Consider the following 25,558-nt stretch of genomic DNA (forward strand, 5'->3'; position numbering starts at 1 on the left):
GACGAGGTGCGTAATCGCGCGGGCCGAGCGGCCAGGGATGGCTTTAGCGACTTTCCGATCTGACCGTGTTACCTGAGCCTGCACAGTCTTACAGCTGGAAGGGACACACTTTTCAACAATCTCACGCCATCACACCCGGGATGGCGTTTTTACTCGCATCCCTCTTCCCCTCACTTACTTTCCACGTCGGTTTTCATCCTGTTATGACCTGTGCAGAGGCGCGCCTCGGGTGCTGAGGCTAATCTGTGAACCATTTCATAAAGCCATGAAATAAACTGCATCGTTGACGCAAAGAAATGAAATTTTCCATCCATCTGGTAATATAGCGCTCATTATGCAGCCATTATTCTAATTATACGGGCAGAAGTGATGAACAATAATCCCACCCAACTTTCTCTCTTGCAGGACGATATTCGTCGCCGCTACGAAACGCTGAGCAAGCGTCTTAAACAGGTTGCGCGCTACATCCTTGATAACAGTAACAGTATTGCTTTCGATACCGTCGCCTCGATTGCTCAGCAGGCCGATGTGCCACCGTCCACGCTGATCCGCTTTGCGAATGCTTTTGGCTTCAGCGGCTTCAACGAAATGAAACAGGTTTTTCGTCAGCACCTGATGGAAGAGACGGTCAACTATACCGAGCGCGCTCGCCTGTTTCGCCAGACCTCAACGGACGACAGCGCCAGTGCGCCTGAAAGTCCGGCGGAAATCCTCAACGTCTTTACCATGGTTAACAGCCAGGCGCTGCAGCAGCTGGCGATGCAGGTTAATCCTGAGCAGCTGAACAAAGCGGTGAAGCTGCTGAATGAAGCTGAGAATATCTATGTCATCGGACTGCGCCGCTCTTTCAGCGTCGCCTCCTACCTGGTCTACGCGCTGCGTCATCTGGAGCGCCGCGCTTTCCTGATTGATGGCCTGGGCGGGATGTTTACCGAGCAACTCAGCCTGGTAAACCCGAAAGATGTGGTGATTGCAATTAGCTACTCGCCTTATGCACGTGAAGCGGTCGAGGTGGTTGAAATGGGTGCCAAGCGCGGTGCGCATCAGATTGCCATTACCGACAGTCAGGTCAGTCCGCTGGCCGCCTTCAGCGATGTCTGCTTTGTGGTACGTGAAGCGCAGGTCGATGGCTTCCGTTCGCAGGTCGCTTCACTCTGCCTGGCACAGACGCTGGCGGTTTCGCTGGCACTGAACAACGCAAAGACCAGCTGAGTTCCACACACAAAAAAGGGCAGCGCGACAGGCTGCCCTTTTTACTGATATGAACGCGGGTTATAAACCGTGATTGCTGTTTATTTTTCAGTGAAGACTTACGCTTTCCGCGGATAGCTGTCGCTGTTCACCCAGGCGTGATCTTTCTCCCAGGTAAATTTCCACAGCCGCACCGGCCCCGCCATCACGTTCAGATAGTAGTTATTGTATCCCGCCAGCGTCGCTACCGGATGATAGCCGCGCGGTACCATCACCACGTCGCGATTATAAGGTGCCATACAGACATCCAGGGAACGGTCGTCGGTGTAGACGCGCTGCATGGCAAAGCCAGGCTCCGGATCGAAACGGTGATAGTAGGTCTCTTCCAGGTAGGTTTCGTTTTCACTCTCCTCCTGGTCGTGCTTGTGGCTGGGATACGAGCTGGTATCGCCCTCGTTGGTATAGACTTCCACCACCAGCAGGCTATCAGCCGGTTCATTGTCAGGCAGGATATTGTGAACCAGGCGCTGGTTGCGCCCTTTTCCGCGATGCTCAACGCCGACATCGGCTGGTGCAATCAGGCGCGCAGGCAGATTCCCCTGACCGGGCGCATTACAGACCGCCAGCTCAAGATCGCTGTCAGCGTAAACCTCTACTTCATCATCATGTGGCACATAAACGGAATAAGGCGGTACGCGCTCAAAAGGCGACATGCGCTGACCGATACCGGGAAACTCAGCATGGCGGGTTTTTACCGAGGCCAGCCCGGCCACCAGCACCAGACATAGCTCTTTATCACCACTACTGAGGCGCAGGGTTTCCCCTTTCTTCAGCAAATAGGCATCAAATCCCACATAACGCCAGCCGGCGCGCTCAGGCGTCACATGCTGAATACGACCCTGCGCGTCAGGGGCTTGTGCTTTCGACAGTAAAGACATCCTGATACTCCTCTCTGTCACGATTGACGCTGCGGTGGGCTCGCGGGCGTGATGCCAGCGAACAAAGCGACCGGCAGATTATCCTGACGGTCGCGCACCGGGATCAGCGTTGAAATGAATCAGCCTAAGGTTGGCATACTGAATTCAGACACGGTCTGCTGACCGGATGGCCAGCGTACGGTGGCCGTTTTCATGCGGGTATAGAAGCGCACGCCATCCGGCCCATGAACATTGAGCGCGCCAAACACTGAACGCTTCCAGCCGCCGAAGCTGTGGAACGCCATCGGCACCGGAACCGGCACGTTGACACCGACCATACCCGCTTCAACGTTCTGCACAAACTCACGTGCGGTGTGACCGTTGCTGGTGAAAATCGCGCTGCCGTTGCCGAATTCATGGCTGTTAACCAGTTGCAGCGCACTGTCGTAGTCCGGTGCGCGCATGATGCTCAGCACCGGCCCGAAAATCTCTTCGCGCCAGATCACCATCTCAGAGGTGACATGATCAAACAGCGTGCCGCCGACGTAGTAACCTTCGGCGTGACCCGCAACCTGCACGTTACGGCCATCGACCACCAGCTTCGCGCCTTCCTGCTCGCCTTTGTCGATGTAGCCCAGCACTTTCTTCTGGTGCGCCGCCGAAACGACCGGTCCCATCTCATTTTCATCAGCGCCCTGATTAATGCCAGGGCCGATACGCAGCGCGTTCACCAGCGGAGTCAGACGGGCGATCAGCTTGTCGGCGGTATCATCGCCCACGGCGACCACAACCGGCAGCGCCATGCAGCGTTCACCAGCAGAGCCAAACGCACCGCCCATAATGGCGTTGACGGTAGCATCCAGGTCGGCATCCGGCATAACGATAGCGTGGTTTTTCGCCGCGCCAAACGCCTGTACCCGCTTGCCGTGGGCGCTGGCGGTTTTATAGATATGCTCAGCCACGCCAGAAGAACCGACGAAGCTCACCGCGGCAATACGCGGATCTTTATAGAGCTGCTCAGCATCTTCATTGGAACTGTGCACCACGTTGAATACGCCATCGGGCAGGCCCGCTTCGGTCAGCAGTTCAGCCATACGCACTGCCGCGGAAGGATCCAGAGCCGGTGGCTTCAGCACAAAGGTGTTACCGCAGGCCAGGGCTATCGGGAACATCCACAGCGGCACCATCGCCGGGAAGTTAAACGGCGTAATGCCCGCCACGACGCCGACCGGTTGCATCAGCGAGTAGCTGTCAACGCCGCTGCCGACGTTCGGGGAATATTCGCCTTTGAGCAGATGGGGGATCCCGCAGGCAAACTCAATCACTTCGATGCCACGCGTCAGTTCACCCAGCGCATCAGACCAGACTTTGCCGTGCTCAGAGACAATCAGCGCCGCCAGCTCGTCACGGTGCTTCTCCATCAGGGCTTTAAAGTTGAACAGAACGCGGGCGCGACGCAGCGGCGAGGTTTTCGACCAGGCGGCAAAAGCGTCATGCGCGACACCAATCGCCTGGGCCACTTCATCAGCGGTACTTTGCGTCAGTTCACGTACCACTTTGCCGGTTGCCGGATCGTAAACAGGAATGGTTTCGTTGCTGGCGCTGAAAGTGGTTTTACCGCCAATAAAGTTACCTATGATTGTCATGATGTTGCCTCTTTAGATGGTTAAGTTCCCTGCAGACGGACCATGCGACCTGCCACACTGCCTGACCAGGCAAACCTGAAAGCGTGCTATGAAGCTATTACAGTGGAACAAATTTTTCAAATGGTTATTTTTGGAAAATTTGATTTTAGCGGCACAGATCGCATTTTTCCCGCCACTCAGTCTCTCGCGGCATTACGATGACGGGAGGCCACTAATAGCGGCCAGACTTAGCGTAGCAGGGTAATAGCCTGGGAGTGGTTTGGGCGTTTTACTGCGAAGTCGATCCAGCCTTTATGCATCCGGCTGAAACGGAATATGAAATTAATGCGAGGCTGATCTAATAATTTGCGTTTCATTATTCACTATTAATGAAATAAATGTTCTCTTTGGTCGCATCATCCTCCTGTCCCGGAGTCAGCGCATGGCCATCGATCCAACCCGTTTCTGTATTAACCGCAAAATTGCGCCCCGGCTCTCGCTGGAGGCATTTTTTCAGCTGGTTCAGCGCCTGGGGCTGAGCAAGGTTGAACTGCGTAATGACATGCCGGGCGGCAGCGTCACTGACGATCTCAGCACCGATCAGCTGCGCGCTCTGACCGACAGGTATCATATTGATATCATCACCATTAATGCGCTCTATCCGTTTAACCGCATTGATGACGCGCTACTGGCCCGGGCCGAAGCACTGTTACAGACAGCACAACAGATTGGTGCAAAGGCGCTGGTCATGTGTCCGCTGAATGAGGGGATTGCCGTGTCGCCTCAGCAGACTCAGACGGCGATGCAGCAGCTGGCCCCGCGCTTTGCCCACTATGGCATTCAGGGGCTGGTGGAGCCGCTGGGTTTTCCGGTCAGCTCACTGCGTTCGGCGGTACACGCGCAGCAATTGATCGCCGCGGCGGACGTGCCCTTTAAGTTGTTGCTGGATACCTTTCATCATCATCTTTATGAGCAGGCTGAACTGGAGTTTCCAGCAGGCATTGATGTTAATCAGATCGGTCTGGTGCACCTTTCGGGCGTGGAAGATCGGCGCCCAATCGCCGAACTGACCGATGAAGAACGCATCATGCTGAGTGATAACGATGTACTGAAGAGCGTGGTACAGGTGAAGCGGCTGGAGATGCTCGGCTATAAGGGCGTTTATGCCTTTGAGCCCTTCTCCAGTCAGCTCAGCAACTGGCCCCCTGCGGAGATTGAACGCCAGATTCGCAACAGTATTGAACTGCTGCAGGCCTGAATCCTGTTCTGCACTTTGCGCGCACCATTAATCGGTTTATCTGTGTCTGAAAAGACGTTCTGGCCCGCTGCTGGGCCATTTTTTTATCCTGAAGAATCGTCTGCTGCCGGCAACACCGCCTGACGCCGCTGCATGCGCAGCGTGCAGAAAAAAGCGACGCAGACCAGCAGCGCCGTGAGCAGGTAGACGCGTGAGACCCCCGCATAAGTCATGATGAATCCGGCAAGTGGCCCGGTTATCCCCAGCGACAGATCCATAAAGGCGGTGTAGGTCGCCAGCGCGCTGCCCTGATTCTGCTGCGGCACCACTTTTACCGCCACCACGCCCAGCGCCGGGAATACCAGCGAGAACCCGGCACCGGTCAGAAATGCGCCCGCTTTTGCCATCCAGGGATCACCCGCTGCGGCGACCAGAAACAGTCCGGCGGCTTCAACCGCCAGACAGATGCTGGCGACCCGCAGACCGCCGTGGCGGTTAATCGCATTCGGGAACAGCAAACGCGCTCCGACAAAAGCGCCGCTGAACAGGGAGAGCGCAAAGGCGGCCCCTTCCCAGCCTTTATCCTGATAGAACAGGGTAATAAAGGTGGCGATGACACCAAAACCCGCCGAACCCATCGCCAGAATCGCACCAAAACCGGCGATTTTCCCCAGCACCGCACGAAACGGCAGGGGTCTGGCCCGGCTGGCTTTTACGGCCGGACGCGGCACCGCGCAGACGATGCCCACCACGCAGATAGCAACAATGACCAGCGACAGCCACAGCAGGCCACCTGCCCGGAATATCACTACGCCGAGCGGTGCGCCAATCGCCATCGCGCCATAAGTGACGATACCGTTCCAGGAGATGACCCGGCCAATGTGCAGCGAACCCACCCGCGCCACACCCCACAACGAGGTACCGGTGCCGGTAAAACTCTGGCCCACGCCCAGAATCAAGCGGCCCACGCAGAGCAGCGTCAGGCTTAACAGCGGTGATTCGATGAGCGCCGCCAGCAGAATACACAGCCCGCTGATCAGACAGCCCACCAGGCCGGTCACCACCACTTTCTTTGGCCCCCAGAGATCGGCATAGCGTCCGGCGTGTGGGCGGCTCAGCAGCGTCGCCACATATTGCAGGCTGATCACCAGGCCCGCCCAGAATGCGCTGAAGCCCAGCTGGTCATGCACCCATCCTGGCAATACCGCCAGCGGCAGACCGATAGTGAGATAGCTGGCAAAGTTGTAGGCCACGATAGAGAGGATCAGCAGAGAGATGTGCAGGTTTCCGGATGGGGTGTTCGGTTCCGCTGAAGGCTGTTCAGGCATGAGTCCTCGCGCTCGTATTTGGCTGAATGATAAGGTTTATCCTTTAACTATACCCGCTTTCACCACTGGCGCATCTTAATGACACGGTTATCGGACGGCTGCCCCTGCCCGGACGTGCAGCAGAAAGCCGGGTAAAAACCGGAACAATGGGGACTTGCGGCTCTGCCGCGATAGCTGAGTGCTATGGCGCTGATGACATCATCCACCTGCCGCCGCGCTTTACCGTTTCTCTGATAAATCAGATTGTTAATTTTGTTTCAGCTACACTTTCAACAGCCAAATTACGTTATGAGAGAGAGAATGAGCGAGCTGCAACGGGAAAAGATCGGACAAAATATTCTGATAAAACTGGCGATGCTGGTCATTATCCTCGCCGGGGTTCGGGCAGCGTCCGATATTCTGGTTCCGCTGCTGCTGGCGGCGTTCTTTGCCATTGTGCTGAATCCGCTGGTGACGATGCTGATGCGTCGTGGCTTCCGCCGTGGGCTGGCGATTGGGCTGGTGATCACGGTGATTTTCTGCGCTCTCGTGCTACTGGGTGCCATTATTGCCAGCTCCATGAGCGAGTTTTCCGATCTCTATCCGCAACTGCGCGCCACCATGGAGCAGAAAATGACGGTGCTGCAACATCTGGCGGCGGGCTTTCATCTTAATATTTCAACCGATGCGCTGGTACAGCGTTTCGATCCTAATACCATGATGAACCTGGCTACCGTGGCGCTGAGCGGCTTTTCCGGCGCGATGACCAATACCGTGCTGCTGGTGCTGACCGTGGTGTTTATGCTGTTTGAGGTCCATCACCTGCCCTATAAAATGCGCAACGCGCTGGTGAATCCGAAAATTCGCATCGCCGGACTGCATAAAGCGCTGAAAGGCGTCACGCACTATCTGGCGCTGAAAACCCTGGTGAGTCTGATAACCGGCATCGCAGTCTGGCTGAGTCTCTACCTGCTGGATGTGAAGTTTGCGCTGTTATGGGGTGTCGTAGCGTTTATCCTCAACTTTATTCCCAATATCGGCCCGATTATCGCCGGTATCCCGCCCTTCCTGCAGGCGTTGTTACTGAACAGCCTGTTTGATGCCGCGATGGTGGCGGCGCTGTTTACCGCGATTCATATGGTGTTTGGCAATATGCTGGAGCCGCGCCTGATGGGGCGCGGTCTTGGCTTATCGACACTGGTGGTGTTTCTGTCGCTGGTATTCTGGGGCTGGCTGCTCGGTCCGGTCGGCATGCTGCTCTCGGTGCCGCTCACCAGCATTACTAAAATTCTGATGGAAACCACGCCAGGCGGCAGCCGTCTGGCGATTATGCTGGGCACCGGACGACCCAAGCGGGCACGGGCATTAACCAAGTAGCCGCTGCTGCACGTGCTGCAGATGGCTCTCCATCGCCTGACGGGCTGCTGCTTCATCGCCCGCCACAATCGCATTGGCGATCTGCTGATGGTCTGCGTTCATCTCCTGCGCGAAGCTGTTATCGGCATAATGGCGCTCCAGTCGCTGCACATGCGGGCTGTGGCGCCGGTTCCATAACTGCTCCAGCAGGTCGCGTAATACATCATTGCCGCTCATCTCACTGATCAGCAGATGGAAGCGCTTGTCCTGCTCCAGAAAGGCCGCGTCATTTTCATTGTACTGCTGCAGTTCAGCGGTCAGCGCCAGCAGTGCTGCACGCTGAACGGTGGTGCCGTTACGTGCGGCAAATCCCGCCAGCATCCCCTCAAAAGCTTCACGCGCCTGCAACAGATCCTGCAGACTACAGGTTTCACTCTCCTGCGGAACCGCAGCCTGCGGCAGCGGCTGGGCGACGTAAACACCGTTGCCAGTGCGGATATCGACCCAGCCGGTCATCTCCAGCGCAATCAATGCTTCACGCACTGATGAACGACTGACACCCAGCTGTTTTGCCAGCTCGCGCTCCGGTGGCAGCAACCCACCTGCCACAAAGTCACCGCGCGTGATACCGGCCATGATAACGTTGGCGATCTGACGGTACAGGCGCTCGGTTTTTATTACTGGCAGCGTCATCACCCTCTCCTCTGATTGCACGTAAAAGCGATCTCTTCACCGATACAGTTTGTCATGCTGCGATCCGGATCACGGCCCTGTTTTGTCCACTATCATACTCTTGGTCCAGCGGCCTGACCACTGGGCCACATCACAGTTGAGGAGTAAAAATGGAACATACATGGCGATGGTACGGCCCCAACGACCCGGTCTCACTGGATGATGCGCGTCAGGCGGGCGCGACCGGCATTGTGACGGCGCTGCACCATATCCCTAACGGCGAGGTATGGCCGGTTGAGGAGATTAAAGCGCGTCAGGCACTGCTGGCGGAAAAAGGTCTGGTCTGGTCGGTGGTAGAGAGCATCCCGGTCCATGAGGCGATTAAAACCCAGCGTGGTGACTACCTTCGCTATATCGCCAATTATCAGCAGTCGATACGCAATCTGGCTGCCTGCGGCATTGATACCGTCTGCTACAACTTCATGCCGGTGCTGGACTGGACGCGAACCGACCTCGCCTGGACGCTGCCGGATGGCGCAAAAGCGCTGCGCTTCGACGCCGACGCTTTTGCGGCCTTCGAACTTTATCTGTTGCAGCGTCCGGGAGCGGAACAGGATTACAGCGCTGCCGAGCAGCAGGCCGCCGCTCAGCGCTTTGCCGCCATGAGCGCAGAAGAGAAAAGCACCCTGGTGCGCAATATTATCGCCGGTCTGCCAGGCGCCGAAGAGGGTTACACCCTGGAGCAGTTTCAGGCGCAGCTGTCGCAGTATGACGGCATCGACAAAGCGAAACTGCGCGAGCATATGGCGACCTTCCTGCGCGCCATCGTGCCGGTTGCGGAGGAAACGGGCATTAAACTGGCGGTGCATCCGGATGACCCACCACGTCCTATTCTGGGTCTGCCGCGCATTATTTCTACGCAGGAAGATATGCAGTGGCTGAAAGAAACCGTGGACAGTCTGCACAACGGTTTCTGTTTCTGTACCGGCTCCTATGGCGTGCGTGCCGACAACGCGCTGGTTGAGATGGCGGAAACCTATGCCGACCGCATTAACTTTATCCATCTGCGCGCCACGAAACGCGAGGCAAACCCGGCCAGCTTCCATGAAGCGGCGCATCTGGCGGGCGACGTCGATATGGTCAGCGTGATCAAGGTTATTCTGGCGGAAGAGCAGCGCCGCCGTCGGGCGGGCAACCTGCGGGCGATTCCCATGCGTCCCGATCACGGCCATCAGATGCTGGACGATCTGCATAAGCGCACCAATCCCGGTTATTCCGCCATTGGCCGCCTGAAAGGCCTTGCCGAACTGCGCGGCGTTGAAGTAGCACTGAAACAGATCTATTTTGCCGATTAAGTAAAACGTCCTGCCCTGCGCCCGCCCTGTGACGGGCCAGGGTCTCTCCTGGCCGCTGCGGCGGATCGGCCTTCTGCCCTGCCTGCCACCCGTTTTCACCTGATTGTTTTGCTGCATAGCAATGAAAACCAAACAACCTGTCAAAAAATGCAATGTCTGGTCGATAATTGACCTTAGTCAGTTCTCCTGATCGCAAAAACGCTAATCTGCACCGCCCGGAGAGATGCTATGCTGCGCCACTGATCAGCACCTCCGCATAACACCAATAATACTCAGAGGATTCAGCGGTGCCGCTACTGAAACGAAAACGCGACTACGCCAGGCTGGTGATTATTATTTCCGGCGTGCTGCCTCTGATTATTGGCATTTTTTTCACCGCCCTGGATGCGCGCCACACCGTGCATCAGCAGCAGGTAACTGCGGCGAATACGCTGCTATCTCAGGCTGAAAGAATGAGCGACAGCGCCTGGGATATGATTACCGTGCTGCGCCAGTTTCATCATCAGCCCTGCAGCCAGATTGAAAACCAGCTGCAGCGCATTGGCTCGCTAAACCCCTATTTCCGCGCGATTGGTAAAATGGAGCAGGATCACATCGCCTGTTCGTCGGTGTATGGTTCACGCCCAGGCCTGCTGAAAGATATGATCATGCGCGACGCGCCGGTTACCGGAAAAGCCTGGTGGAGTCTGTCAATTGCCGGAACAACGGGCGTACCGGATCGGCCGGCAGTGATTTTTATGCGCGATCTGCCCGATGGCGAGGGATTCTGGGCAGTGATCGATGGCCAGTATCTGATCGATTTTATGCGCGCGATCAGCAGCAGCCATCTCTATCATTTCAGCATGACGTTCAGCGGCGGCGCGCCGATCTCGTTTGGCGATCCGCACATCGCCGCGTCCAGCTGGTTTGAACCCATGATTTATCAGGCTCTCTCCCACCGCTATCCGCTCTCTGTCACCCTCATTGCCTCACCCTCTGAACTGATCTCGGCCTGGCGTCAGGTGATGTTTATCATCATGCCGATGGCCGCTATCTTCTCTATTCTGCTGATGATGCTGATGGCGAACTGGCTGAAACGGCGTATTTCATGGCGCGATGAGATTCGCCGGGCCATCACCAGCGGCCAGTTCAGGGCGCACTATCAGCCGGTCTATGACAACCGGCTGCAACGCTGCAGCGGCGCTGAAGCTCTGCTGCGCTGGACAACGCCCGACGGTAAAGGCGTGCGGCCAGATATTTTTATCGGCGCAGCAGAAGCGGAAGGCATGATTGTGCCGCTGACCCGCCATCTGCTCGATTTAATTGCAGAGGATGTGCAGGCGTGGCAGGTTGAGCCCCATTTCCACCTGGCCATTAACGTGGCGGCGGATCATCTGCAGCATCCTGACTTTGTCGACGATATGCTGCAGTTTGCCGAACGGATCAAAGATAAGCAGTTCCTGATAACCCTGGAGCTGACCGAACGCAGCCTGATCAAAGATGGCGCGGAGGTGGCACGCAAGCTGGAGCAGTTACGTGGTTGCGGCATGAAGGTCGCGATTGATGATTTTGGTACCGGTCACTGTTCGCTGAGCTATTTACAGACCTTCACGATAGATTATCTGAAAATCGATCGCGGCTTTATCAACGCGATTGAATCCCTTGAAGGCAGAACGCCGGTGCTGGACGCGATTATCCAGCTCAGTCATGAGCTTGAACTGGAAGTGCTGGGAGAAGGCGTTGAGACCGCGTTACAGTTCAGCTATCTGCAACGGCGCGGTGTGGTCTATATCCAGGGCTATTATTATGCCCGCCCGATGGACAACACCGCGCTGGTTGCCTGGCTGACCGATAGGGGCGAACAGCCGATTGAACGGGAGCTGGCTCTTCAGGCCCGGCAGGAACCCGACGTCTGAACCAGAGAAGATGGCAGCTGAACCGCCAGTCGAGCCACATTCACTCATCTTTCTGCTCTCCGCCCTGTGATGCACAGCGGATAGCCGCTTCCGGTACCAGCCTGGCCCGTAACTTCCCTTCTTTACCCCTGATTTGCTGAAAAAAACGGCGGTCGTCACGCTCAGTGATAATTTTTTTGCGGTTGCAAACAGCTCTATTTGTTGTAAAAACAGGCCGGATGTAGCCCAAACATGACAGATATCACACAAAAACGGTATACTCTGTCGCTGTTCGCAATAATCACAACAGTAATTATTGTGTCTGCCGGCGCATAAACAGTGCTTATTTACGGCTATGCTTAAATTTCTCAACGCAGCGGTCTGAACGACTCACACCCGGCTCGCGCCGTTGAGGACTTTCGTGTTCCAATACAGGGTAATTCTATGAAATTGCGTAGGAAGCGTGTAAAACCAATTGGGATCGATGATGTGACTATCATCGATGATACCCGTTTACGTAAAGCCATCACCGCGGCCTCTCTGGGCAACGCGATGGAGTGGTTCGACTTCGGTGTTTACGGCTTTGTGGCCTATGCGCTGGGTAAAGTCTTTTTCCCGGATGTTTCGCCGGGCGTTCAGATGATTGCGGCGCTCGCCACTTTCTCTGTTCCTTTCCTGATTCGCCCGCTGGGTGGACTGTTCTTCGGTATGCTTGGCGACAAATATGGTCGTCAGAAAATTCTCTCCATCACCATCATCATCATGTCGGTCAGTACTTTCTGTATCGGCCTGATACCGTCCTACGCCTCCATCGGCATCTGGGCACCTGTTCTGCTGCTGTTAGCGAAGATGGCTCAGGGCTTCTCGGTGGGCGGTGAATATACCGGTGCCTCAATCTTTGTGGCCGAATATTCGCCTGACCGTAAACGCGGCTTTATGGGAAGCTGGCTCGACTTTGGTTCGATTGCGGGCTTCGTGCTCGGTGCGGGCTTGGTGGTGCTGATTTCCTCCATTATCGGAGAAGAGAGTTTCCTTGAGTGGGGCTGGCGTCTGCCGTTCTTCGTCGCGCTGCCGCTGGGAATTATCGGTCTTTACCTGCGTCATGCGCTGGAAGAGACTCCGGCATTCCAGCAGCACGTGGACAAACTGGAACAGGGCGACCGCGAAGGCCTGCAGGATGGTCCACAGGTATCGTTTAAAGAGATTGCGACCAAACACTGGCGCAGCCTGCTCTCCTGTGTCGGTCTGGTTATCGCCACTAACGTCACCTACTACATGTTGCTGACGTACATGCCGAGCTACCTGTCACATAACCTGCACTACAGCGAAGATCACGGTGTGATGATTATCATCGCCATCATGATCGGTATGCTGTTTGTCCAGCCGATGATCGGCATGATGAGTGACCGTTTCGGCCGTCGTCCGTTTGTTATCATCGGCAGTATCGCCCTGATGATCTTCGCGATTCCCGCCTTTATGATGATCAACAGTGGCGTACTGGGACTGATTTTTGGTGGTCTGCTGCTGCTGGCGGTAATCCTCAACGCCTTTACTGGCGTGATGGCCTCTTCACTGCCTGCGATGTTCCCAACGCACATCCGCTACAGTGCGCTGGCCAGTGCGTTTAACATCTCGGTACTGGTTGCCGGTCTGACGCCAACGCTGGCCGCCTGGCTGGTAGAAACGACCAATAACCTCTACATGCCAGCCTACTATCTGATGGTGGTGGCAGTGATTGGTCTGATTACCGGGCTGTACATGAAAGAAACTGCCAACAAGCCCCTGAAAGGCGCGACACCGGCGGCTTCTGATATGGAAGAAGCGCGCGAAATCCTGCAGGAACATCACGATAATATCGAGCACAAAATCGAAGATATCGACGAAGAGATCTCCCGCCTGGAAGCGAAACGTAAAAACCTGGTGCAGCAGCATCCGGATATCAACGAGTAATCGTTCTGCTCTCCCGCCGCCCGGCGGGAGAGTTCTTTTCCCCCTCTCTTACCGCACACAAACCTTCATCCCTCGCGGTCAAAGGGAGTAAACTGTTGTCACTTTTTTCACCTGCGTAAGAATGAAAATGTCTGATTATTCCCTTATCCAGCGCCCAAGAAGATTGCGCGCCAGCGCCTCAATGCGTGAAATGTTCCAGGAGTCCTCCCTGAGCCTGAACGATCTGGCTCTGCCCATCTTTGTTGAAGAAGAAGTCGACGATTACAAAGCGATTCAGGCGATGCCTGGCGTGATGCGTATTCCGGAAAAACGTCTCGCCTATGAAATTGAGCGCATCGCCAAAGCGGGTATCCGCTCGGTGATGACCTTCGGTATTTCGCACCACACCGATGCCACCGGCAGCGATGCCTGGAACGAAAACGGTCTGGTGGCACGTATGTCCCGCATCTGCAAAGAGACCGTGCCAGAAATGATCGTGATGTCTGACACCTGCTTCTGTGAATACACCAGCCACGGCCACTGTGGCGTGTTGTGTGATCACGGCGTCGATAACGATGCAACCCTGGAAAACCTGGGTAAGCAGGCCGTCGTTGCCGCCGCAGCCGGTGCGGATTTCATCGCTCCGTCAGCGGCGATGGATGGTCAGGTTGAGGCGATTCGCCGGGCACTGGACGCGGCGGGCTTCACTCAGACCGCCATCATGTCCTACTCCACCAAATTCGCCTCCTCGTTTTACGGCCCGTTCCGTGAAGCGGCCGGAACGGCGCTGAAAGGCGACCGTAAAACCTACCAGATGAACCCGATGAATCGCCGTGAAGCGATCCGTGAATCGCTGCTCGACGCGGCGCAAGGCGCGGATTCACTGATGGTGAAACCGGCAGGTGCCTATCTGGATATCCTGCGTGATATCCGTGAACGTACCGAATTGCCGCTGGCGGCTTATCAGGTGAGTGGTGAATACGCGATGATCAAATTTGCCGCTCAGGCCGGTGCCATTGATGAACGCAATGTGGTGCTGGAAAGCCTCGGTGCGATTAAACGCGCAGGTGCAGACCTGATTTTCAGCTATTTCGCCCTTGATCTCGCCGAACAAAAAGTGCTCTGATCCCCTCCTTATAAAGAGCGTGATGGCTATGTCACGCTCTTCTTCTTCGCCGTAAGGCAAACACCAGAACCTGGCTTGAGCTAAAAAAACAAAGGGCTCTGTGATGAAAGCACCTGAAATCGCTGCCGACGAGGCGCAACGTTTATCGCAGTTGCGTGCGCTGAACATAATGAACACGCCAGCGGAAGAGCGTTTCGATCGTTTAACCCGTCTGGCGCGCCGCCTGTATGACGTTCCTATCGCGTTAGTCAGCCTGCTGGAAGCTGACCATCAGTGGTTTAAATCCGCTCAGGGCTATGAACCCGCAGGATCGCCCCGCGACATCTCCTTTTGCGGCCATGCCATCCTGCAGGATGAGATCATGATCGTTGAAGATGCCGCAGAAGATGAACGTTTTTATGATAATCCGCTGGTTACCGGCGAACCGCATATCCGCTTTTATGCCGGCTGTCCGCTGCGGGCACCGGGCGGCGCTAAAATGGGTACCCTCTGTATCATTGGTCGTGAACCGCGTCAGTTTAATGAAGAGGATCAGGCCACGATGCGCGACCTGGCCGCCATGGCCGAAGCGGAACTGGTCGCCTTTCAGACTGCCACCTGTGATGAACTGACGCAGATCACTAATCGTCGCGGCTTTATGACGCTGGGACAGATGGTGCTGAACGAGTGCCGGCTGAAAAACCGGCCCGCCTGTCTGACCTTTCTCGATCTCGACAAATTTAAGCAGATTAATGACACGCTGGGCCACCGCGAAGGCGACCGCGCGCTGATGGACTTTGCCGATGCGATGAAAGTGGTGTTCAAGCATTCGGATCTGTTTGCCCGTCTGGGCGGCGATGAGTTTGTGGTGCTGTTTAATGGTCTGCAGCAGCAGCAGAGCGAAGCGCTGCTCATGCAGTTTGACCATTATCTGCAACAGCAATCAATCAGTCTGAACCGCCGTTATCGCCTGCAATTCTCGTCCGGCGTCGTGGAGTTTGACGCGGCGCATCCGCAATCGCTGGAGCAGTTGCTGCACGACAGCGATGAGCAGATGTACCTCAGTAAAAAGCAGAAACGCGTGGCGATCTAAGGTCAGGCGCCGCAGCGCCTGACGGTTCAGGGACGCGCCAGATCGTCGAGCAGCGTCTGGTTAAATTTTGCCGGTTCTTCCATTTGCGGCGCGTGTCCCATACCGGGGAATTCGATTAAGCGCGCCCCCGGAATGCGTTTTGCGACCTCTTTCCCCAGTACCGCGTAATCACCCAGCCGGGCTTTCACCTCTGCCGGGGCGATATCACTGCCGATGGCAGTCGTGTCTGAGGTGCCGATCATCAGCGTGGTGGGCACTTTCAGATCGCCGAATTCATAAAATACGGGCTGCGTGAAGATCATGTCGTAGATTAAGGCGGAGTTCCATGCCACCTTCTCGTGGCCCGGCCCACTGTTGAGTCCGGCCAGCATATCAACCCACTTGTCATATTCGGGTTTCCAGCGACCGACATAGTAGGTCTGCTGCTCATACTTCTTAATGCCCTCTGCGCTGAGTTTGAGTTCGCGCTGATACCACTGATCCACGGATCGCCACGGTGCGCCTTTGGCTTTCCAGTCCTCCAGCCCGATCGGGTTAACCAGCACCAGCTTCTGTGTCTGTTCCGGGTACATCAGCGCATAACGTGTTGCCAGCATCCCGCCAGTGGAGTGACCCATAATCACCGCCTTCTTCACACCCAGCCGGGCGAGCAGCTGATGGGTATTATCTGCCAGCTGCTGAAAACTGTACTGGTAACTGGCTGGCTTGGTCGAGCTGCAGAAGCCAATCTGGTCGGGCGCGATCACGCGATATCCCTGCTGACTGAGTGCGCGAATGGTCGCTTCCCAGGTCGCGCCACAGAAGTTTTTACCGTGCATCAGCACCACGGTTTCGCCGTTGGCCCGTTGCGCCGGTTTCACATCCATATAGCCCATACTCAGCGGTTGCTGCTGGGATTGAAAATCAAAATGCTGCAACGGATAGGGGTATTGAAATCCTTCCAGCTGTTCGCCATACACACCTGCGGCACTGGCAGGTGCATGAGCAAATAACGCCAGCGAGGTGAGCAAGGCGGCAAGCGGTTTTTTCAGCGCGTATGTCGGGCTCATCCGGGGGGTCTCCAGGTTAAAGGTGAGCCGTAAGCCTGGCATGTCACAGCCAAAAATCTATTGATGTGCCGTGCTATAGCCGTGATTACAGAGTCTCCGGCAGGGTAAACCGTGAGTCTGGCTGCGGACCCACACCTCGTTTTGATTACTGTCCCGCGGAATCACTTATTCATTCACCCACAATTACCAACAGATTAATCACAATTCATCTTTTTTATTAATAACAGCCCCTCAAATGAATATCTTCAGAGATAACGATTAAAATCCTGAAAAATCTTTACGCAAAGAATAAGCACATTAAGATAAATATTTTAGAATCTTCTTAAATCAAACAGGGGGTTCTATGAACGAAAATAAATATAACGAAAGCGTGATCGTCTCTATCACTGAGTGGATTAATAATAATCTGGATCAGCGTTTAAGCGTTGATGATATTGCAGAAAAAGCGGGTTACTCTAAGTGGTATTTACAGAAACTTTTTGCCCGTTATCATAATGAAACCCTGGCGCGATATATTCGTAAGAAAAAGCTTAACGCCAGTGTTCATGATTTAAAAAACAGCCGCACGCCCATCATCAGCCTGGCGCTGAAATACCATTTTGAAAGCCAGCAATCTTTTACCCGATCTTTTAAGCAGATTATGGGCTGCACGCCGAGCGTCTGCCGTAAACGTCTGATGAAGGACGAGGCAAAGCAGCAGCTGGACGACGTTGATGATCCCTGTGCGCTGTGCAGTTACGGTCGGGCGGAAAGCATAAAGCAGAGCTGTGGCGTAACAGTCCGGCCTGTTACGCGCTCAGCGCGCGGATATGCGCCGGCCGACGCTTTCCGCGATCCAGGTTAATCAGGATTCATCCGGCTGATAATATTGCACACCAATCTGAATACGCTCACGTCCCTGGGTGACGCGATGACGATTGGTGTCGCGCAGTGAATAGACACAGCCACAATATTCCTGCTGATAGAAACTCTCGCGCTTGCTGATTTCAATCATGCGCGACGATCCACCGCCTTTACGCCAGTTAAAATCCCAGTACATCAGATCCGGATACGCCGCCGCTGCGCGGACTCCGCAGCTGTTAATCTGCTTCATATCTTTCCAGCGCGAAATCCCCAGGCAACTGGTCATCACCGGAAAGCCGTTCTCATGGGCATAGAGTGCCGTACGTTCAAAGCGCATATCAAAGCACATGGTACAGCGTTCACCCCGTTCCGGTGACCACTCCAGGCCGCGCGCCCGCTCAAACCAGTTATCCCGGTCATAGTCCGCATCAATAAACGGCACCCCAAATTTTTCAGCAAAGCGAATATTCTCCTCTTTACGCAACTCATACTCTTTGAGCGGATGAATATTCGGGTTGTAGAAATAGATCGTGTATTCAATGCCGGATGCCAGCATCGCTTCCATCACCTCACCCGAGCAGGGTGCGCAACAGGAGTGCAGCAGGACTTTTTTATGACCGCCCGGCAGAGGCAGCGGCTGACGCTGGAAAGGTTCAGACATAAGCACCTTCAATCAATAGCAGTAAAGCGGCAGTGTAATGCCGCAGGCGGGCAGTTGCAAAACCTGACCTGACGCGCCCTGTTTTGTGTAATCGTGCCCCGGCCGCGGTTTTCCTTTCCTGAATCAACCCGCTGATCTCTGTTGCTTTCTTATCGCGGCAATGCTGTGTGACACCGGTGATAGCCGGAAGTGTGATCGCCCCCACACTGGCATCGACTATGTTTACATAACATTAACAATATTGACACTGACCCCTCGCAAGGAGACTCGCATGGTCGCGGCAAAAAAATCGGGAAATCAACAGAACCGCTTTACCTGGTTCGTCTGTTTTATGGCTGCGCTGTCCGGCCTGCTGTTTGGTCTGGATATCGGCGTCATTGCAGGTGCCTTACCGTTTCTGGCGAAGGATTTGCAGATCACTAACCATCAGCAGGAGTGGGTAGTGAGTTCGATGATGTTTGGCGCGGCGCTGGGCGCACTGGCGGCGGGCTGGATGTCATCAAAGCTGGGACGGAAGAAAAGTATGCTGGCGGGCGCGACGCTGTTTGTCATTGGCTCGCTGTGGTCGGCCTTCTCACCAGATGTGGAGTCGCTGGTCTGTGCCCGCGTGATGCTGGGTCTGGCGGTGGGAATCGCCTCTTACACCGCGCCACTCTATCTGGCGGAGATTGCGCCTGAACGTATTCGTGGCTCAATGATTTCGATGTACCAGCTGATGCTGACCACCGGCATTGTCGTGGCCTATCTCTCCGACACCGCGTTCAGCTACAGCGGTAACTGGCGCGGGATGCTCGGTGTGATCGCCATTCCGGCGGTGATCCTGTTTATCGGCGTGCTGTTTCTGCCCAACAGTCCGCGCTGGCTGGCGGCGCACGGACGCTTTAACGAGGCGCAGCGGGTGCTGGATCGGCTGCGTAACAGCAGCGAGCAGGCCCGGGAGGAGCTGGAAGAGATCCGGGAAAGCCTGCAGGTGAAGCAGCGCGGCTGGTCGCTGTTCCGTTCTAATGGCAATTTCCGCCGCGCGGTGTGGCTGGGTATGTTGCTACAGGTTATGCAGCAGTTTACCGGCATGAATGTGGTGATGTATTACGCGCCTAAAATCTTCAACATCGCCGGCTTCTCCAGCACCAGCGAGCAGATGTGGGGCACGGTGATTGTCGGGCTGGTCAATATGCTGGCCACGCTGATTGCGATCTTCTTTGTCGATCGCTGGGGTCGCAAGCCGATGCTGACCACCAGTTTTCTGGTGATGGCGGTTGGCATGGGCGTGCTGGGAACGCTGTTGCATATCGGCGTTGAAACAGATTTCCGCAAATACTTTGCTGTCGCGATGCTGCTGATGTTTATCGTCGGCTTTGCGATGGCGGCCGGACCGGTGATCTGGCTGCTCTGTTCAGAGATTCAGCCGCTGAAAGGACGTGATTTCGGCATTACCGCCTCAACCACCACTAACTGGGTCGGCAATATGATTGTTGGCGCCACCTTCCTGACCATGCTGGATCAGCTGGGTAATGCTAACACCTTCTGGTTCTACGGCGCGCTCAACCTGGTGTTTATCGTGCTGACGCTGATGCTGGTACCGGAGACCAAACATGTGACGCTGGAGCACATTGAACGCAATCTGATGAAGGGTAAAGCGCTGCGTGACATCGGGGCGTAACCGCCCCGCTTCAGGCTACCACTGCAGTTGCTGGCCGGCGTAATCGACGTAGTGATGACCACCGCGACCGCGCCACTGGATCAGCTGCTGGACGATACCGGCGGCACTCTCTTCTGCCGTCAGGGGCGCACTCTCGCCGCCCATATCCGTTTTCACCCAGCCGGGATGCAGCGTCAGCAGCGTCCCGCTCTGCGCTTCCACTGCCGGAGTCAGCGTGCGGCTCAGCATATTCAGTGCGGCTTTGCTTGCCGAGTAAATCGGCATCTGCGCCTCCGGATTTTCATTCAGGCTGCCGAGCTGGGATGAGGTCAGCGCCAGCACGCCTTCCTGTTTCAGCAGCGGCAACAGGATCTCTGCACTGCGAACCGGGGCGATCGCATTGGTCAGGAACAGCTGCGCCAGCGCCTGATCGTCACTCTGTGACACCTTCTGGTGCGCAGGCCCGGAAATTCCGGCGTTAATCAGAATCGCATCGAACGATTTGCCACTGAGCTGGCTGGCAAACTGTTGAACCGCTGATGAGTGAGTCATATCCAGCGAATGCCAGTGAATGTCTGGCCGGTTACCCTGCTTCGGGATGCCACTGCGATGCGTGGCCGTAACCTGCCAGCCCTCACCGGCAAAGGCCTGCGCCACCGCCAGACCGATACCGCGTGAAGCACCAATAATCAGAACCTCTTTTTGCTGAGCCATATTTATTCCTCGTTGATTGTCTCGTCACAAGCTTAACGGTAAATCCGCCCAGGCAGCGGCCAGTTGTGCTGTTTAATCGGGCGACCGCACTGCAGGTAAAACCCCACGGCGTAGCGCTGTTGATGGCTTTCCATCATTAAATCGCTTTATCTTTTACTTTTAACCGGTTAGAAGAGATAAACAGTCTGGCAGGCAGCAGTCAATTTGCCATTTTCGCATGGAGTCTGAATGAAAAAGCTCACCTTAGAGGTGGTGGCAAAAATGGCAGGCGTCGGGATTGCGACGGTCGATCGGGTGCTGAATGAGCGCGGCGGCGTCTCCCTGGAGACCAGCCGTAAAGTCCTGAAAGCCGCACGCGAAGTGGGACTGAAGCGTCTGCTGCCAGAGGAGTACCAGCATCCGTGGCAGATTGAGGTGTTCCTCAGCAATAACGGCTCATCCTTTTTTCAGCAGCTCACCACCCATTTCAGTGAGGTTGCCAGTCAGCTTGGCTATCGCCGCCTGAAACTGCACAAAACCCTGGTGGCCGAAGCGCAGCCTGAGCAGCTGGCGCAAAGCATTATCGCCCGCAGCAGCAACCGCGACGGCATCATTGTTTTTGCGCATGACTCGCCGCCCATCTATCGGGCACTGGCGCTGTGCCGCAGCCGCAATGTGCCGGTGATCACCATCGTCACCGATCTGCCCGATGCCGACCGCTTGTGTCATGTCGGCATCGACCAGTATCAGGCGGGACGCACAGCCGGACTGCTGATGAGTAAGACAGTGAATCAGCCCGGCGACATTCTGATGGTCAGTGGCCGTTTTGATTACCGCGCCCATCGTCAGCGCATCGCGGGATTCCGTGAGGCCATGGAGCAACGCGCGCCGCAGCGTCATCTGCGTGAAGTGCTGTCGGGTCAGGATCAGCGGGAGACCATCCGCAGTGAGCTGGCCCGCCATCTGCGTCCGTCGCAGGCGATTGCAGGGGTCTATAACACCGGCATGGGGAATAGTGATGTCAGCGACACCCTGCGCGCCCACCAGTTACTGGGTAAATGCACCTACATCACCCATGAGCTTTATGATGTCACCCGCCAGCTACTGCTGAACGATGAAGTGGCCTTTACCCTGGATCAGCATGCTCAGCAGCATGCCCGTTTAGCGATTGATCTGATGCTGAGTCATCTCGAAACCGGCTATCAGCCGGATGTCTATCAGGCGGGCAAAGTGGCGTTTCGGCTGTTTACGGCGGAAAATATGGTGTGAGGTGGAATCTGTTTCCCCTGAGGAAGCCTGTCATTAAGGGAAACAGATTGGGCTCGATTAACCCGCGGTATCCCGGCTTTCATCATCCGGGCTGTCGCCATCTTCATTACCCTGACTCTTCTCCACTTCCTGCGGATGCCCCATTGAAAGCGCCGTGGCGCTGGCCGGATCGAACAGTGACAGACTTTCTATCTGGTCAACCATGATCACTTTACGGAACGACATTGCATCTTTGGGTTTCGAGTCGAGCGTGATGCCATGCTCGGCGTACCATTTGCTGTAGTTATGTTCCACCGCCAGCTTCAGCGTCTTGCTGTCGCGATATCCGCTCAGCATCGGGATCAGCACGATGTTTTTGGTGCTCTCATATTCAAAGGTTGAAGCATGAACCATGCCGATGTAGATGCGGCGCGACTTCAGCGTAATCCACGCCAGTTCGCCCTCTTCCATACACTGAAACAATAATTGCTCCACGCCATTGGAGCGTGACAGTCGCTGATAGAGGTCTTTACGACCGGAGACGTTCAGTCGTGCGCTGCCTGCCCAGTTTGAGCGATAGAGACAGAGCAGAATGGCAAAGGCGAGCATGATCACCACCGGAGCCTGGATGCCCAGGAAGCTCCAGTTCATAAACTCCACCTGCCACTTCAGATGAACGCCGGGGATCATCTGGACGGCGTTGGCGATGCCGGAGATACAGAGCAGCAGTAACCAGACGATGCCGGTCGCGAACACACCCTGCAGGACGAAAATACAACCGTAAAGCGCGACCAGGAAATAGACATCCCAGCCCGACGAACGACGGATTTTAAAGCGGCTGTTCAAATCACGGCTGGTGTACCAGTAACCACTGACCATCAACACCATAAATATTGCGGTACCCACCTCACACTCCCTTTAACGTATTCACGTGGCGGGCAAAATCTTCATGGACTTCCTCGCTCAGCGTGTTGACCGAGATATTGCCGTTTTCATCAATAATGATGCGCTCACCTTCAGCGATTGAGTCGTTGATATCCTGACGGGTCATGATCTGCAAAAACTTTTCGGGACTGGCAAAGACCGACTTAACAAATTTAAACATGGCGATCCACTTATTGGCCTGAAAATTGAAGTATGTGACCGAATCCACACTCTCGCCTGTTTAATTTCGGGTGAAATTTCTTAAAATCAATTAATTAGCGAAGCGGTAGTGGCCTTGCCCGTGCCGTTTTCCGCTGAAATCTTCAACGTAACCAGCAGCATGGCGTAGCAGCATCGCATTTTTACCGTGCAGGTCTGCGACAACGTCTGGTCGCCTCTCTGCCAGGAAGCGCTAAGCTCATTGGTTAGCCGCTTTCTGTCACCCTGTCTGAAACGCATCGAGGAATGTTTGCATGAAACTACGAACACTGGGCCGTACTGGTCAGCGCGTCTCCGAAATTGGCTTTGGCGCATGGGCCATTGGCGGAACCTGGGGGGAAGTGAGCATGGAGGATGCCAAAGCCGCGCTGAATGCTGCGCTGGATGCGGGCATTACCTTTATTGATACCGCCGATGTCTACGGCGATGGCCGTTCCGAAAAAATCATCGCAGAGGTGCTGAATCAGCGCGGCGGTGAACGTCCGTTTGTGGCAACCAAGCTGGGCCGTCGCCTCTCGCCACACGTGGCTGAAGGTTACAATGCTGAAAACCTCAACGCCTTTATTGATCGTTCACGCGAGAACCTGCAAACCGACACGCTGGATTTAGTGCAGCTGCATTGCCCGCCGACCGAGGTCTACTACAACCCGGACGTCTTTGCGGTGATGGATGAGATGGTCGCTGCCGGAAAAATCCGTCACTACGGTGTCTCCGTTGAGAAAGTGGAAGAAGGGCTGAAGGCACTGGAATTTCCAAACGTCTCGTCAATTCAGCTGATCTACAACATTTTCCGCCAGCGTCCGGCTGAACTGCTGCTGCGTGAAGCGAAACGCCGTGATGTGGCGATCATCGCCCGTGTACCGCTGGCGTCGGGCCTGCTGACCGGTAAAATGCGTGCCGACAGCGTGTTTGCTGCTGACGACCACCGCACCTTTAACCGTAATGGCGAAGCGTTCGATAAGGGCGAGACCTTTTCCGGCGTGCCTTATGAGGTGGCGCTGGAGGCGGTTGACGAGATTCGCCGCTTTGTCACTGGCGACACCACCATGGCGATGTTTGCCCTGCGCTGGATCTTGATGAACGAAGATGTCAGCGTGGTGATCCCTGGCGCGAAAAACCGCGAACAGGCTGAAGCCAATGCCCGCGCCAGCGATGTCGATGCGCTCTCTGCAGATACGATGGCGGCGCTGAAGCAGATCTATCAGGAGAAGATCGCACCTCACGTGCATCAGCGCTGGTAAATGCCTTACAACGCCTGGGCGCAGGCCCAGGCGGAACTCCACGCCCACTGGAAGTTATAGCCGCCCAGCCAGCCGGTGACATCAGCCACTTCACCAATAAAGTAAAGTCCCGGCACCGCACGCGCCTCCATCGTTTTCGAGGAGAGCTGTGTGGTATCCACGCCGCCCAGCGTCACTTCAGCAGTTCGATATCCCTCGGTACCGTTTGGCTGAATGCGCCAGGCGTGCAGCGTCTGCGCCAGCTCGGTTTGCTGTTTACTGTTGAGCTGCTTCAGGGTGATATCCGGCACCACCTTCAGCGCCTGCAATACTTCCACCAGACGCTTCGGCAGGATTTTCGCCAGGCTGTTCTTCAGGCTGAGATTCGGATGTGCTTCACGCTGCGCCGTCAGAAACGCCTCAAGCGGCGTGGCAGGCGACAGATCGATGGTGACGAATTCTCCGGGTAGCCAGTAGCTGGAGATTTGTAACACCGCCGGGCCGGAGAGGCCGCGGTGAGTAAACAGCATTGCCTCTTTGAAGCGGGTGCCATCCTGCGCATCGATAGTGGTCTCCAGCGCGACGCCTGACAGCGTCTGCAACTGCTCCAGCAGCGGCTTGTGCAGGGTAAAAGGCACCAGCGCCGCCCGCGTCGGAAAGACGCTCAGCCCAAACTGCTCCGCTATTTTATAGCCAAACGGCGTGGCGCCCAGGCCAGGCATCGACAGACCGCCGCTGGCGATGACCAGCTTCTCCGCCTGAACCGTGCTGCCGTTAAGTTGCAGTGTATAACCGCTTTCATCGCGCGCCACGCTGAGCACTTCACTGCGCAACCGCAGGGTGACATTGCCCTTGTCACATTCGGCCAGCAGCAGATCGACAATCTGCTGGGCGGAGTCGTCGCAGAAGAGCTGGCCCAGGGTTTTTTCGTGCCAGGCGATCCCGTGGCGGTTAACCAGATCGATAAAATCCCACTGGGTATAACGCGCCAGCGCCGATTTACAGAAATGAGGATTGTGCGACAGATACGCCGCCGGTTCGGTGTAGAGATTGGTGAAGTTGCAGCGGCCACCGCCAGACATCAGAATTTTACGTCCCGGCTTTTTGCCGTTATCCAGCAGTAACACGCGGCGTCCCCGCTGCCCGGCCTGGGCGGCGCAGAACAGCCCTGCGGCACCGGCACCAATGATGATAACGTCAAACTGTTCCACTACGACTCGCTCACTTAACTGGAAAGGCGCAGATTGTAGTGATCTGCTCACTGAGACGCCAGCGTCAAAAAAATGCCGCAAATGTGTCATATTGTATCTGTCTAATATCTAACCCTTTTTCCCTGAGTTACCCTTACGCCTTACATCGAAAGGTTAAATTAGCGCTATATTTTCCTTTCCCATACAGCAC

The 25,558-nt window shown here is 55.6% G+C and carries 22 protein-coding genes; 12 read left to right on the forward strand and 10 right to left on the reverse strand.

The window, feature by feature from the left end:
* The first annotated feature begins 369 nt into the window (after positions 1-369).
* Positions 370-1,212, forward strand: coding sequence for a MurR/RpiR family transcriptional regulator (locus EPG66_RS17970; protein WP_010253340.1), 843 nt, complete (start codon positions 370-372; stop codon positions 1,210-1,212).
* 98 nt (positions 1,213-1,310) lie between these two features.
* Here EPG66_RS17970 and iolB read toward each other — a convergent pair whose 3' ends face one another.
* Both iolB and EPG66_RS17980 read right to left on the reverse strand, forming a co-directional pair.
* Positions 1,311-2,129: a 5-deoxy-glucuronate isomerase gene (iolB, locus tag EPG66_RS17975; RefSeq protein ID WP_031594152.1), complete on the reverse strand. Its 819-nt coding sequence runs from the start codon at positions 2,127-2,129 to the stop codon at positions 1,311-1,313.
* 119 nt (positions 2,130-2,248) lie between these two features.
* Entirely contained in the window at positions 2,249-3,754 is a 1,506-nt protein-coding gene (locus tag EPG66_RS17980) for a CoA-acylating methylmalonate-semialdehyde dehydrogenase (RefSeq protein WP_010671520.1), read from the reverse strand.
* A gap of 421 nt (positions 3,755-4,175) precedes the next feature.
* Between EPG66_RS17980 and EPG66_RS17985 the strand changes: the two genes are divergently transcribed.
* Positions 4,176-4,991 (forward strand): TIM barrel protein, encoded by an 816-nt coding sequence (locus EPG66_RS17985; protein ID WP_115759063.1) that lies wholly within the window; start codon positions 4,176-4,178, stop codon positions 4,989-4,991.
* Between the two features lie 83 nt (positions 4,992-5,074).
* Here the strand turns inward: EPG66_RS17985 and EPG66_RS17990 are convergent, their stop codons facing one another.
* Positions 5,075-6,298 (reverse strand): MFS transporter, encoded by a 1,224-nt coding sequence (locus tag EPG66_RS17990; RefSeq protein ID WP_010671518.1) that lies wholly within the window; start codon positions 6,296-6,298, stop codon positions 5,075-5,077.
* Positions 6,299-6,598: 300 nt separating this feature from the next.
* Here EPG66_RS17990 and EPG66_RS17995 point away from each other — a divergent pair, with 300 nt between their 5' ends.
* Positions 6,599-7,654 (forward strand): AI-2E family transporter, encoded by a 1,056-nt coding sequence (locus EPG66_RS17995; RefSeq protein WP_010253354.1) that lies wholly within the window; start codon positions 6,599-6,601, stop codon positions 7,652-7,654.
* On the opposite strand, the gene EPG66_RS18000 is transcribed toward EPG66_RS17995, so the two are convergent.
* Complete coding sequence (locus EPG66_RS18000; RefSeq protein WP_010253357.1) at positions 7,643-8,326, reverse strand: FadR/GntR family transcriptional regulator; 684 nt, start codon at positions 8,324-8,326, stop codon at positions 7,643-7,645. The two genes, EPG66_RS17995 and EPG66_RS18000, sit on opposite strands and share 12 nt — an antisense overlap.
* A 149-nt stretch (positions 8,327-8,475) precedes the next feature.
* Between EPG66_RS18000 and uxuA the strand changes: the two genes are divergently transcribed.
* From uxuA to EPG66_RS18025, 5 genes are all read left to right on the forward strand, one after another.
* The gene (uxuA, locus tag EPG66_RS18005) at positions 8,476-9,660 is read left to right on the forward strand and encodes a mannonate dehydratase (protein WP_069025477.1); all 1,185 of its coding nucleotides are present in this window, start codon (positions 8,476-8,478) and stop codon (positions 9,658-9,660) included.
* 287 nt (positions 9,661-9,947) lie between these two features.
* Positions 9,948-11,555, forward strand: a complete 1,608-nt coding sequence (locus EPG66_RS18010) for an EAL domain-containing protein (RefSeq protein WP_115759064.1) — start codon at positions 9,948-9,950, stop codon at positions 11,553-11,555.
* Positions 11,556-11,978: 423 nt separating this feature from the next.
* Positions 11,979-13,484 carry a glycine betaine/L-proline transporter ProP gene (proP, locus tag EPG66_RS18015; protein ID WP_031594158.1) on the forward strand — a complete coding sequence of 502 codons (1,506 nt, stop codon included), beginning with the start codon at positions 11,979-11,981 and terminating at the stop codon, positions 13,482-13,484.
* A 127-nt stretch (positions 13,485-13,611) separates the two neighbouring features.
* A complete protein-coding gene (hemB, locus tag EPG66_RS18020) occupies positions 13,612-14,589 on the forward strand; it encodes a porphobilinogen synthase (RefSeq protein ID WP_031594159.1) in 978 nt (325 codons plus the stop codon).
* 103 nt (positions 14,590-14,692) lie between these two features.
* Positions 14,693-15,661 (forward strand): GGDEF domain-containing protein, encoded by a 969-nt coding sequence (locus tag EPG66_RS18025; protein WP_069025479.1) that lies wholly within the window; start codon positions 14,693-14,695, stop codon positions 15,659-15,661.
* A gap of 26 nt (positions 15,662-15,687) precedes the next feature.
* On the opposite strand, the gene EPG66_RS18030 is transcribed toward EPG66_RS18025, so the two are convergent.
* Positions 15,688-16,710 (reverse strand): alpha/beta fold hydrolase, encoded by a 1,023-nt coding sequence (locus EPG66_RS18030; protein ID WP_069025480.1) that lies wholly within the window; start codon positions 16,708-16,710, stop codon positions 15,688-15,690.
* Positions 16,711-17,053: 343 nt separating this feature from the next.
* Here EPG66_RS18030 and EPG66_RS18035 point away from each other — a divergent pair, with 343 nt between their 5' ends.
* The gene (locus tag EPG66_RS18035; protein ID WP_010253373.1) at positions 17,054-17,554 is read left to right on the forward strand and encodes a helix-turn-helix domain-containing protein; all 501 of its coding nucleotides are present in this window, start codon (positions 17,054-17,056) and stop codon (positions 17,552-17,554) included.
* On the opposite strand, the gene EPG66_RS18040 is transcribed toward EPG66_RS18035, so the two are convergent.
* Positions 17,555-18,214, reverse strand: coding sequence for an epoxyqueuosine reductase QueH (locus EPG66_RS18040; RefSeq protein WP_022623997.1), 660 nt, complete (start codon positions 18,212-18,214; stop codon positions 17,555-17,557).
* A gap of 271 nt (positions 18,215-18,485) precedes the next feature.
* Here EPG66_RS18040 and EPG66_RS18045 point away from each other — a divergent pair, with 271 nt between their 5' ends.
* A complete protein-coding gene (locus EPG66_RS18045) occupies positions 18,486-19,874 on the forward strand; it encodes a sugar porter family MFS transporter (RefSeq protein WP_010253379.1) in 1,389 nt (462 codons plus the stop codon).
* Positions 19,875-19,889: 15 nt separating this feature from the next.
* On the opposite strand, the gene EPG66_RS18050 is transcribed toward EPG66_RS18045, so the two are convergent.
* Positions 19,890-20,567, reverse strand: coding sequence for an SDR family oxidoreductase (locus EPG66_RS18050; RefSeq protein ID WP_163793816.1), 678 nt, complete (start codon positions 20,565-20,567; stop codon positions 19,890-19,892).
* A 228-nt stretch (positions 20,568-20,795) separates the two neighbouring features.
* On the opposite strand from EPG66_RS18050, the gene EPG66_RS18055 reads away from it, so the two are divergent.
* Positions 20,796-21,815, forward strand: coding sequence for a LacI family DNA-binding transcriptional regulator (locus EPG66_RS18055; RefSeq protein WP_182687695.1), 1,020 nt, complete (start codon positions 20,796-20,798; stop codon positions 21,813-21,815).
* A gap of 57 nt (positions 21,816-21,872) precedes the next feature.
* On the opposite strand, the gene EPG66_RS18060 is transcribed toward EPG66_RS18055, so the two are convergent.
* Both EPG66_RS18060 and EPG66_RS18065 read right to left on the reverse strand, forming a co-directional pair.
* On the reverse strand, positions 21,873-22,700 hold the full coding sequence (locus EPG66_RS18060; protein ID WP_031593467.1) for a hypothetical protein: 828 nt from the start codon (positions 22,698-22,700) through the stop codon (positions 21,873-21,875).
* A gap of 1 nt (position 22,701) precedes the next feature.
* Positions 22,702-22,899 (reverse strand): hypothetical protein, encoded by a 198-nt coding sequence (locus EPG66_RS18065; RefSeq protein ID WP_013359382.1) that lies wholly within the window; start codon positions 22,897-22,899, stop codon positions 22,702-22,704.
* Positions 22,900-23,191: 292 nt separating this feature from the next.
* On the opposite strand from EPG66_RS18065, the gene EPG66_RS18070 reads away from it, so the two are divergent.
* The gene (locus tag EPG66_RS18070; RefSeq protein WP_031593468.1) at positions 23,192-24,178 is read left to right on the forward strand and encodes an aldo/keto reductase; all 987 of its coding nucleotides are present in this window, start codon (positions 23,192-23,194) and stop codon (positions 24,176-24,178) included.
* 5 nt (positions 24,179-24,183) lie between these two features.
* Here the strand turns inward: EPG66_RS18070 and EPG66_RS18075 are convergent, their stop codons facing one another.
* Complete coding sequence (locus EPG66_RS18075; RefSeq protein ID WP_010671506.1) at positions 24,184-25,368, reverse strand: BaiN/RdsA family NAD(P)/FAD-dependent oxidoreductase; 1,185 nt, start codon at positions 25,366-25,368, stop codon at positions 24,184-24,186.
* Positions 25,369-25,558 lie beyond the last annotated feature (190 nt).

This window comes from Pantoea pleuroti, from assembly GCF_014156615.1.
GTDB classification, from domain to species: Bacteria; Pseudomonadota; Gammaproteobacteria; order Enterobacterales; family Enterobacteriaceae; genus Pantoea; species Pantoea agglomerans.